This window comes from Brevinematia bacterium, from assembly GCA_039630355.1.
GTDB lineage: Bacteria > Spirochaetota > Brevinematia > DTOW01 > DTOW01 > SKYB106.
The window spans coordinates 1-12,148 of sequence record JBCNVF010000033.1 but is presented as its reverse complement, the minus strand read 5'-3'; the positions used below and the strand labels follow the sequence as shown (position 1 = coordinate 12,148).

Below are 12,148 nucleotides of genomic sequence, written 5' to 3'. Positions count from 1 at the left end.
GTTTAGAATCTTGCTCACTTGCCTAGTGGAAATTGGAATTTGTTTTATGTTTGAGGATAATAGCAAATTAGATGTTGAGGGATATATAATTTTTCGTAGTTAAGAGGAGGGGAGAGATATGAAGAAAGTGATAACAACTTTGTTTTTGGTAGCATTGCTAGGTTTTTCAGGTTTTGGGCAGGTGATTGCGGGTAGTGAGTTTTTTAATGCGAATATATCTGCGAGTGATCAGGCAGTAGGTGGCAATAGTTTGGTTAACACAGAAACTGCATCGTCGGTGTTGATAAATCCTGCTTCTGGGGCATATTTGAAGCAGTTGGCTATTACTACATCGTTGGGAGGATTTACAACAACGGGAACATACGGACTTTTGGGGGTTTCCTATCCAACTTTGATAGGGACGTTTTCAGCGCAATTTCTGTATTATGGGTTACCTGTTGGAACAAACATATTTGGTGGAACTGTTGCATTTTCTAAAGATGTTGCTGATGAGCTTGGGGTAGGATTTGGGATAACCGCAACCAGTGGTGTGAGTGTTGGAATAAATGTTGGATTTGTGCATAAGATGCTGAGAGATTTTTCTTCTGGACTTGGACTTAAGGACTTTTCTTGGGGACTTGCTTTACTTAACCTAGGTTTGCCTGTGGTTATTGGAGATAGTTATCCTTTTCCTTCGTTGCCAACTGTAAAGGGTGGAGCGGAGTTGATGTTTTTGAGAACGGATCCTATAAAGTTTTCAATTGATGCGGGAGTGACACTTGGTGCTTGGGGACCTAACGCAGAGCTAAATGGAGGGTTGAAAGCAAATATACTTGATATGGTGCTTGTGAAAGGAGGAGGTTTTGTTGGTGTCAATAGGTTTGGATGGAGTGCTGGAGCAACTTTGAAGTACACTCTTGAGAGACAGTGGGGTATAGAAAGGTTGGATATAAGGTTTCATTACTCTCTTATGAACATTATAAACTCTATCTCAGGAATACGAGATTTTGGACACTGGATTGGCTTTGACTTTGCTTTCGGAACCATAGATACAACCCCTCCAAAAATTGAAATAAACGTTGATATTAGCGAGAAAGATAATGAAATAAACCTTTCTCAGAATTTGGTTTTCCTTAACTTTGCCAGTTCTTTAGCGGAAAAACCTATATATGTGTCGCCAAACTATGATGGTAGGAAGGATAAAGTGAAGATAAACTTAAACATTCAGGAGGGTGGAATTCTTAAGGAGTGGAAGGTTATTATTAAGGATGCAAAGGGGAATTTGGTCAAAGTTATTGAGTCTAAGATGAAAAGAGATGTGTCATTGGATTTTGAGGAACTTTTTAAAAGGTTATTTACTCCTAAGGAGTCGGTTTTGGTGCCAAGTGTGATATATTGGGATGGAACCGATTCTAAGGGTAAGGTGGTTCCAGATGGAGAATATTATTTGCAGGTTTTTGCAAAAGATTTTGAAGGAAATGAATCTTCGTCAAAGGTTGTGAAGGTAGTGGTTGACAATACTCCTCCAGTAGGTGGAGTATCAGTTCCCTATTTTATATTCTCTCCTAATGGTGATGGTAATAAAGATGATATAACTTTCTCACTAAAGAACTTAACAAAGGGTGATGAGTGGGTTGCTTGGATAGAAGATCAGAAAGAAAATAAGGTCAAAACTTGGAGTATGGGAGTATCACCTTTAGATAAGATTGTTTGGGCTGGATTGGGAGATGATGGTAAATTGCTACCAGATGGGAATTACACGTTCTGTCTAAAGGGTGAGGACTTAGCGGGAAATGTGTTTGTCACTAATATAAAAGGTATACTTATCTCAACAAAACTTAGGAGTTTACTTGTAACTTCTGATATTTACGAAATATCTCCTAACAACGATGGTGTGTTTGATAAAGCGAATATTAGTCTTGTTCTAGAAGAGCTTAGTGGCTTACAAGCTTTGAATGTCTATATTAAAGATCCTAGGACTGGTAATATTATGAGAAGGTGGACGATGGGGGAAGGAAAAGTGATGACTAATCTGTTCTGGGATGGTACGGACGGTACGGGTAATGTTGTGGTGGATGATGTGTATGTGATTTATGCGGAAGCGGAGTATGTTGATGGTAACAAACCAGTTTCACCAGAGATATCAATAAAAGTAGATGCTACTCCTCCTAGAAGTAGAATTTCCTTTGAGCCTGCTCTGTTTTCACCGGATAACGATGGTGTTGATGATGAAGTGATATTTAAACTGAATGTTTCGGATGATTCTGATATAAGAGAGTGGTCTTTCAAGATTTGGCAACCTAATGGTAAGAAGGTATTTAAAGAGTTTAAGGGTAAGGGAACTCCTCCTTCGGAGATAATATGGGATGGAATTGGTGATAATGGTGAGATTGTGGATAGTGCGGAAGAGTATCCTTTAAGTTTTGAGGTGGTGGACAGCCTTAATAACAAAGCAAGTATTAGGCCAGCAGTGTTGCCAACAGATATACTCATTGAGGTTACACCCTATGGTTACAAGATAAAGGTTCACAGCATAGAGTTTGCGTATGCTAGCGCGGAGCTTACCCCCAAGGGAGTTCAGATAGTTAGAAAGGTAGCTGAGAAGTTGAAAAAGTTTGGAGCTTACAAGATAAGGGTTGAGGGACATACTGATAACATTGGCTCGTATGAGTATAACCTAAAACTGTCAAGAGCAAGAGCAGAGTCTGTCAGAAGCGAACTGATCAAAAGTGGAATCAGTGCAGATAGAATAACTGCTGAAGGTTACTCTTTTGACAGACCTATTGCACCTAACGATACTGAGGAAGGAAGAGCAAGAAATAGAAGGGTTGAGTTTGTATTGATAAAGTAAAGCCTGTGTGTTTAGAGATTACGTTTTGTGAGGCTTACGCTCTGTTTTAGAGGATGGATTTGAGAGAACAACTGGTAGATTTGCTTAAGTTTTCTTTCCCACAAGATCAGTTAGAGAGAATAGTTGACGCTATTGAAACATTTTCTCCTATTCCTAAAAACACCTTTGATTCTCTTAGAACACTCATTCTGAATCATAGAGATAAAGAGGAAGAGATAGTTGGGGTGCTCTCTAGGGGTGATCTCCTAGAGCTTATCTCTAAAGTCTTAGGTTATAGTATATATCTTAGGAATATTATAAACGAGAAGATAGAGCTTCTTTTTTTCTTGCAGGAGAGTATTTCTACGCCGTTTGATGAAGAGGGGGTTAGAAAAGAGGTTGAGGAGGTAGTGAGAGAGTTTTCGGATGACAAAAACTCTTTTCTTAGTAAACTTAGGGATATTAGGAAGAGGGAGTTTTTAAAGATAGTTTCTAGAGAGATGGTAGGACTTTCTTCGTTTGAGGAGACTAGTAAGGAGTTATCGCTTTTAGCGGATATAATGATTGAGGGTGTATTGAAGTTCAATACCTTAGAGCTTTCAAGGGAGATGGGGGAACCATCTTCTGAGTTTTGTGTGATATCTTTAGGGAAATTGGGAGGGCTAGAGCTTAATTACAGTTCCGATGTAGACATAATGTTTGTTTACGAGAGGGATGGGAAGACTAGCAAAGGTGTGGAAAATTCTGAGTTTTTTGATAAGTTAGCCAGAAATATAGTATATGAGATGTCTTCAAGCGTCAAAGGAGAGTTTCTTTATCGTGTGGACACGAGGCTTAGACCTGATGGAGAATTTGGAGCTTTAGTGAAGAGGGAAGAGGGTTACTATGACTACTATACGGAGAGAGGGCAAACTTGGGAGATACAGATGCTTATTAAGACAAGGTGTTCTGCGGGAAGTTTAACGCTGGGGAAAAGGTTTGTTGATAACATAAGGGAGATAGTTTATTCTACTCCGCTTACTGATTCCGAAATTGCTGAGATTCTCGGAATCAAGCAGAAGATAAGGGGGACTGAATATGATCTTAAGAAATCCACAGGAGGAATAAGGGATATAGAGTTCATAGTCCAGCTGTTACAGCTTATTTTTGGAACCAAAGAGAAAGCTCTGAGGCTACAGAATACCCTGTTGGCTCTTGATAAATTGGAGAAAATTAAGGTTATTGACGGAGAGATGAAAAGAGTGCTTGAGTATGGCTACAGAACTTTAAGAAGGTTAGAGAACTACATCCAGCTATACGCTAACCTTCAGGATTTCTCTCTCCCCATAAACGACACAAACAGAATGATAGGACTTTTCAGATTGCTTCAAACCAAGTATTCAAAAATTTCAGGTGATGAAGACAGGTATTTGTTGCACCTTGTAAATGACATAAGGAGGGAGGTTATAAAGGTGAAAGGATACATTTTTGAGAAGTTGCTGGATGTTAGGGCGGGGGAGGAGGTGATTTTCTTTTTATACAATTCCGAGGAAAAGGAGGTAAGGGATTTACTTTTCTCCTATGGGATAAAGGAAACTGCAAGAGCGTTTTCTTTCTTGGAGAGTATGATCTCGTTTTCTTTTAGAGGTGGGGTGGAGACAAGTATTGGTCTGAGGAACTTACTAAGAGCAGTTTCTCTCTCACCTATGCCTGATAAATCTCTGTCCAACATCTATTACGTTTTAGAGGCTACTCAGAATTTGCCAATATCAATTCAGTTTTTCACGGATGAGAGGAACGTGAACTTTATATTCAATGTTTCCTTGCTTAAGGATGCTTTTATAAGCATATTGCGGAAGAGAAATTGGATATGGGATGGTATGATGGACACTAATGCTTTTATGGACTATTTGCCAGTTTTCCTGAATAAGATTGACTTTTCCAGAGAGAGTTGGGTTGAGATAGTCAGAGAGGTTTACGAGGTGGTTGTGACTTCTTTAGCGTTTCTAAGGATAAATAAGTTTATCAATGCTAACAGGACAAAAGAGTTGTTTGCTAGGCTGTATGATAAGATCTTTTTGGAATTTTCTAAGGTTCTTGGTGGCAATTTGTGTGTTTTGTCGTTAGGTAGGTGGGCGAATAGGAAGCTGACTTTTTTCTCAGATGTTGACTTAGTCTACATATTGCCATATAGTCCTTATTCTGACGAGTTTTTTGATGTTAGGGATGGGATTCTTAAGATCCACAATGAGTTAGGTAGCATATTTGAGATAGACACTAGGCTTGTTGAGGGGTCGCACAAGGGAAGTTTTATCATATCTCTTAAGACTTTGGAAGAGAGTAGTTTTGATATATGGCAGACGATTGCGTATCTTAAGTCAAGGCCTATATCCTCTAGTGAGACTTTTGAGAGGAAGGTTGGAGAAGTGATAGTTTATAAGCTAAGAGATGCTATTAGAAATTTGGATTTTAGTGAGTTCAACAATTTTGTAAAGAGGGTTATCGCTAACTTTGAGAGAGTAGATGATCTTAAGAAAGGCAGAGGGAATATTCTGGAACTAGAACTTGTGCTTGACAAACTTTACTTTAAGCATTTTAGGGAATTTGATGAAGTGCCTGTAGCTAAGTCGCTTTCTGAGATGGAGAGAATGTTGGAGAATGTTGTGAAGTTAGAAGTTCCACTAAGGGATTATTTGGCTTTGCTCGTGGAGGTTGAGGATGTAACTAGGATAGTGGAGGGGATAGGGTTTGATGATAAAGTGTTTGATATAGCGAAAATTCCTGTAAAGTTTAGTGAGTTTCAGAAGCTTAGAGGTGAGGTTATATCTTGGTGTGACAAGGTGATTAATCTGGATTAAGGTAGGCTTATACTTTTTCTATGCTGTCCTCAAAGTTTTTTATGTAGAGTTTACTTAGTCTTGTGCTCAGTTCACGATTATTCTTGAATCTCTGTAGGGCTGTTTTATACAGAGCTTCTGCGTTCTTCTTAAGTCCCATAGCTTCGTAAATGTCTCCTAGTAGTAGCACTATTCTTACATCATCTGGATGTTGCTTTAGGAGTGAGTTACATATCTCTACTGCTTGTTGATATTCTTTTCTCTTGGCTCTTATTTTTGCAAGTCCTATGAGTGCGTATTTGCTATATCCAGCTTCAAGTGCTTTGTTAAAAGCAACTTCGGCCTCGTTTTCCTTGTTTATTTTAAGCAATGTATCTCCTAGCCTTGTTAGTATTTTTGGGTTGTCTGGGTATTTTTCTGCGAGTCTTATCCAGTATTTTAGAGATTCTTTGAACTGTCCCATACCTCTTAGTGAGTCCGCTATTCCGTAAAGGGCGTAGAAGTTTTCGTAATCCACACCTAAAGCTCTTTGGTAGTAAGCAACTGCCTTTGAGAATAATTTTTTTCTTCGGTAGATGTTGCCAAGCATTGTTAATACATTCAGTGTGTTTGGTCTTATATCAATTAACTTTTCCCAGTAAACCAGAGCTTTGTCAAATTCCTCAAGTTTGTAGAACATGTCCCCTATTCCCATAAGAGCGAATTTGTTTTTCCCATTCAGTTCAATAGCTTTCAGGTAGCATTCTTCTGCTTTCTGATAGTCTTTTAGTTTTCTAAAAGCGTCTCCCATTCTGGTTATTACTAGTGAATCTTTAGGTTCAAGTTCAATGTAGCGTTTCCATATCTCCAAGGCTTTTTCCCAGTTTTTTAGCCCCCTCCAGGAGTCAGCAGTGCCAAGTAAGGCTTTCTTGTGGTTAGGATCTATTGAGAGAATCTTCTCAAATATTTTTATTGCCTCCTCAAACATTAGGCTTTTTCTGTAGCTTGTGCCAAGAAGATACAGTAATTCAAGATTGTTTTCGTTACCTTTTAGGTTTTCCTCAAGTAATGCTATAGCACTACTATATTGCTTTTGCTCAATAAGCTCAGAAGCTTTTTTAATAACCTCTTCCACTTTCTCACTCTTCCACATCATACTTTCACCTCCAAAAAATAAAGACACTTCCCAAGTGAGTAATAAAATTATACAAAATCAGCAAATTAAAGTCAAATTCCCTAGACTGTAGTTCAATAAAGTCCAAAATTTACAACTGATAGGAGTAGTCTTCTCTCTATTTTTCTCACAGTCCTCGTTGGAATTGAGTAAACACTTTTCTTAGCACCTAAGAGACTTGGTATGAGGTGAGATCTTGTGATTAAAGAAGTTTAAGTGTTGCTGGAGTACAACAAATGTAGATCTGATAGATAGTTGTTATGTGTTTAGAAAGCCTCTGTTTTGATAGTGTGAAAATTTTGCAGAGTTAGTGAGAAATTTTTTCACATTTTCTTTTGATAACCATGTGGAGAGTTATTGGTGGGTGTGTAAAAATTATGGTGAAAACTTCACAAGTTGAAATATGTAGTAGTTTTGGCACAATTTTTGTATTTACTAACTTCAGTGACTTAGCGAATTAGGAGGTGGCTATGAGAGGCCTAGGTTGGGTTAGTGTTTTAGTGTTTCTTGTTGTTTTTTCAGGTGTATGTTTTGGTGAGTCTTATTTTTATTTTGAGCCTTTTACTGGCACTACTCCTCCTGGTGGCTGGTGGTATGTTGCTACTGGTATAGATGGTGGGCTTTGGTATGGTAGGGATGGCACTTTCCCTACTTATGGGGCAAATATTAGAGAAGGAAGCGTGAATTTTAATAATGAACTAATATTTGATAGAAGAGTGGTTAACTCTGGTTCAACTGCTGGGTTGGGTATATGGGTTGGATGTGTAGTTGGGTTTACCAACAAACTTTGGAATCCGACGCCTTACAAACCCTTTGGTTTTGAAATACTTAGAAAATCTGCAAGAATTGATCCTCAAGATGGAGATCCGAACTTTACTGGTGCTGGGACACAGAGAAGGAATCAAGAGTCAAGGCGACATTCTGCATCTATGAGTATTTTTTTAGCAGTGTATTCTAACCTTGCCAATTCGTCTTCAGATGGGACCAGGTTTCCTGATCAGATTGTTCTTTACGACATGATGAGAATGTGTGATAATTTATCAAATGATGCCAATACTACTCCTTACAGTCAGTGGGGCTATTGGCTTGGAACATATAGTAGATTGCATACCACAAATGTTCCCTCCTTAACTGGAGCAACATATAACATAAAACCTATACTTGAGTGGAATATGGATAACAATTGGGTGAATATAGTTAATGAGGGCGTTGCATACAATCAATATCCTAATAGCTTTCCTACTAACACTAACTGGATAAAGATAATGATGACTCATGATGGTAATAAGGTTCAATTTTTTGTAAATCCGAATCCTAATAATCTTTCAACGGGGCCTTTTTCTGGGATACCGAATGCGATGCTTAAGCTTGGTGAGGTAGGGGTCGGATTTTCTAGCAATGTTTTCCCGCTTTTTGGGGTTGAGACGATAAGATACGATACAGAATTACAGTATTTAGTTCTTGATGATTTCTACATTCGCACCATAGCATCTGCAGTAACATCTGAGATTTCTCCGTTTGAGGTTAGCACTAATTCAAACTTTACTTTGAATATTTTCATAAAGCCGATTTTTGGTAGCATTAATGATGCTGGAGTTTCGGAAATATATGTAAAAAAGCCGGATAGCTGGACAAGCTTTAATTGGGCTGACTATACTAACCAAATATCAATAATGGTATATAGTAACAATGTATTGCTTGCTACATACTCAAGGCAAGTTGGGGATTTCAATCCTAGTGCAGGTAGTGTGGCGTTGTCTATAAAGACTTTCTCAACAAGTGGTGATACGCTTAAGATAAGGTTTAGAGCTACAAGTTGGAGTGATAACCAGATAATAAGGCCTCTCTCTACGGGAGATTTTACGAATAAGTTTGTGAGGATAATAATCTCAAACATAAATCCGCTTCAAGTAGGTAGTGGTGAAATAGAGGTTTATGTAGATAACCCAAAGTATGGTGATACATGGACGGATACAGCGGTAGGTAGTGCTCCAAGGTATGCAACAACAGGTAGGATGAAGAGTTATTCCGCAAATGCCTTGGATGTTAGTTTGATTGATCCTAACTTAGATGATGGTAATACTTTGGTTCTTAAGCTTAGAGATGTTCCGAAGGCTTTTGGTGGTATTGTTCCAAATCTCGTCTACCAAGGAACTACTAATACTTTCTATTACTATGTATCAACTGCAGGTATCTCTGATGGCACCCCTATAACTACATTGAGAATTGTGGTTCCAGGAGGATTTATAGTTAAGTCTAACACTCCTTTTGAGACAAACATAACTACCCTGTTGATTACGAATCCTATTGGTAGTATTAGGGTTACTAACGAAGGAGGTGTTACCAATATTTACATAGAATATTGGAGGGAAGAAAAGGTATTACCTGGGTCTGGTGGAATAGATGAGATAACTATCAAAACATATGGCACTCCTATATCTATAACTAATGTTTTTCATGACTGGAATGCATTTGTTAACAATAGGTATGTGGGGGGACTGGGTAATTATTGGGGATTGGTTAACACAAATTCATCTTACCCGAGTAGGAGAGTAGAAAGCAGAAGACCTAGGGCTAAAGTTGTTGCTTGGATTGTAGCTCAGACAAATGAAGTTGACTATATTGAGAATACCTCTATAACGAACGTGTATAAGTATGTTTTGGTAAACGATGGACTTGTTGGTAATAACATATATAAAGCTAGAGTAGCTTTACCGAGTTGGATAACTAATGTCACGAGCATCAATTCTTCTATACCTGCTACGATAACTCGTATTGTAGAGGGAGGAACAAATTTCTTGAACATTGACTTTGAGAGCATGAATACGAATATTCCTGGTGGGACGAATTGTGTTATAACTTTCGTTGGGTGGGATAGTATTCCTCCTCTTACCAATGAGTTAACGAATTCTTTTCCGTCGTATGTTGACAATCTGAACGGGGATGGTTTTGTTCCTACGAGTGAGTCTCCTATTGGGTGGAAGATAAGGGTAGTAACTCCACCTGCTAGAGGTATTGCTAAAATTACTTCACCTAATGAGGAAGATGGAGATATTCCAGGAACTCATCTGCATCATGTTTACATAGATACTAACGATATACCTGTGAGTATGCAGATACAGAATGAGGGAGAGGAAGGGAATGATATCTTTGTTGCGTATATCTACTATCCTTCCTTGATAACCAATGTTGCAAACTTTAGCTCTACTAAGTTAGGTGCTGGCTCTGAAGGTAACATATATGTTTCCAACATCTCTGGTAGTAACTTTATTGTGGTAAACTACGAGAAGGCTAATAATAGGTTGCTTTCCGGTCAGTATGATACTGTTAGCTTTAGAATTAGGTATAATGTAAACAATGTTACGAATGTAACTTTACAAGTTTACATAGCGAATTCTACCAACTTTGCTAGAGCAGTTGTGTGTAATCCTCCCTATGATGGTAATCAAGATCTTCATTTCATTTACTCTAGGGTTAGGGCGAGTAACTGGGTTATTGTTCCCGGAGGGTATATAGACAGAGCGAGTTCTACGAATCAGCTTACATTCGTTGTAACGAATTTGCATACTCATCCTAAGAATTCGATAATGCATGTTAGGATAAAAGTCCCTTCGTTCTTCTCTACGAATATGTATGGTCTTAGTAGTGAAATAATGGGCACAGATCCCTCGGCTGTTTACTTTTCTAGCGAAGGGAGTGATACCGTTTTGAATGTTCAGTATACTAGTGGAATATATGGCACGTATAGAGATGTGATAAGTTGTTACTTTATAGATCATGTTAACTACTCTACGAATGTTGGCTTTATTGTCAGAGTTTCCAATAGGAGAGGTGAGTGGACCAATCTCACCACCAATTTTGTTCTGGTTTCCGATCCACCAGTCAATGCTAGGTATTACATTAGTAATAATGTTATTATTAGTGGGAATACCAATGCAAATAACAATTACTTTAGTGTTTTGATTACCAATATGGGCACTGGTGCAAATGAATTAACCTATGTTAGGGTTAATATTCCTTCTGGTTTTCAGGGGCTTATTACTAATGTTGTTGGTAGTTGGACAAACGTTGGGTATATAACATGGGATAATTCTAAGATAGAGCTGGGTTACTCAAATGTGATGAATGATATGTTTAGAGGACTTCCTGCAGGAGTATCAGATTACATCAGGGTTTACTTTACGAATAACTTCACTTCAGTTTCTACGAATGGATGGCTTGTGCAGGCCGATAACTCTCCAGAGTTTCCGCCACTTACTAACTTATCGGCATTACCAGGGTATGATACTAATACCTATGTTGTTGAACCTTCTAAGTATATGATTGGTCCTACCAACATTATGGCGTCCTTGACTAGAGCTGTGTTTACGAATCGTGTTACTGCGGGTAAGGGATATGGTGTAAGGAGAGTTAAGATAAATATACCATATCCGTTCGTAACCAATGGTATTTTTGTAAGCAGTGCTAGAGGTGCAACTTATACTCTGGGTTCTAATTTCGTGGTGCTGAGTTATTCTACTCCTATACCTCAAGAGCAGTTTGATACTATTATACTTTCTAATGTACTCAACACTTTTGATGATTTCCATTCAACTAACGTTGTGTGGAGTGCGGAAGTTGACTATGGTGACGGAAAGTGGTTTAGTGGAAGGGGATGTGTTGTTGATCCTTCGGGAACAAATGTTGTTTATATACTTTATGATTACGCTGTTGCCGAATCTTATGTTGAGCCTGTGGTTGTGGGTGAGGATTTCTCAAACTACACCTATACCTTTGTTGTTAAAAATGTTGGAGAGGAGGGGAATGAGATAAAAGAGGTTATGATACTACCGTCAGCTTTCATAACTAATGTTAGTCTGGTAGTAAGTTCTATTCTTGGTTCTTCTGCAACGAATGCCAATATCCAGATATCAAATGGAAATATAGTGATACTTAAGTATCACTCTGCAGGAAAGTCAATACTTCCTCAGAGTAATGATACTATTACTGTGGTTGGGTGGGATAACGTTGATGATACTTCTTCAGTAGGAGGAGTTACAAACTCTGTTTGGACTGTTAGGGTCAATAACTCTCCTTCTCCGTTGTCATACACAAACTCTTTGGTCACACCAGGTAGGTCTTTGTCTAACATCATAGAGAGACCTAACTATAGAGTTGATGTATTCCTTGAGGTTCTGAATAGGATATCTGGGTTGCCTCAGGATTATTATAAAGTCTATTCTACGAGTGAGCAGAGTAACGAGATGTATTACTATGTTTTTAACTTAGGTGGTGCGGGTAATAATCTTGAAAAGTTGTACATAACTATTCCTTCAATTGAAAGTATTGTTGTCACTAACAATATGTATGTTAGTAGTGCTTACGGTGGAA

At 38.3% G+C, this 12,148-nt stretch carries 4 protein-coding genes; 3 read left to right on the top strand and 1 reads right to left on the bottom strand.

Annotation, left to right across the window (positions count from 1 at the left end; all coding sequences use genetic code 11):
• The first annotated feature begins 118 nt into the window (after positions 1-118).
• Both ABDH28_02655 and ABDH28_02650 read left to right on the top strand, forming a co-directional pair.
• A complete protein-coding gene (locus ABDH28_02655) occupies positions 119-2,830 on the top strand; it encodes an OmpA family protein (GenBank protein ID MEN2997922.1) in 2,712 nt (903 codons plus the stop codon).
• A gap of 53 nt (positions 2,831-2,883) precedes the next feature.
• A complete protein-coding gene (locus ABDH28_02650) occupies positions 2,884-5,646 on the top strand; it encodes a hypothetical protein (protein ID MEN2997921.1) in 2,763 nt (920 codons plus the stop codon).
• Positions 5,647-5,653: 7 nt separating this feature from the next.
• Here ABDH28_02650 and ABDH28_02645 read toward each other — a convergent pair whose 3' ends face one another.
• Positions 5,654-6,760 (bottom strand): tetratricopeptide repeat protein, encoded by a 1,107-nt coding sequence (locus ABDH28_02645; GenBank protein MEN2997920.1) that lies wholly within the window; start codon positions 6,758-6,760, stop codon positions 5,654-5,656.
• Between the two features lie 488 nt (positions 6,761-7,248).
• On the opposite strand from ABDH28_02645, the gene ABDH28_02640 reads away from it, so the two are divergent.
• A partial coding sequence (locus tag ABDH28_02640) for a hypothetical protein (protein MEN2997919.1) occupies positions 7,249-12,148 on the top strand: 4,900 nt, incomplete at its 3' end.

Coding starts and splice junctions, on each gene's coding strand:
- ABDH28_02650 (MEN2997921.1), top strand. CDS start 2,884: ATGGATTTGAGAGAACAACTGGTAGATTTGCTTAAGTTTTCTTTCCCA.
- ABDH28_02645 (MEN2997920.1), bottom strand. CDS start 6,760: ATGATGTGGAAGAGTGAGAAAGTGGAAGAGGTTATTAAAAAAGCTTCT.
- ABDH28_02655 (MEN2997922.1), top strand. CDS start 119: ATGAAGAAAGTGATAACAACTTTGTTTTTGGTAGCATTGCTAGGTTTT.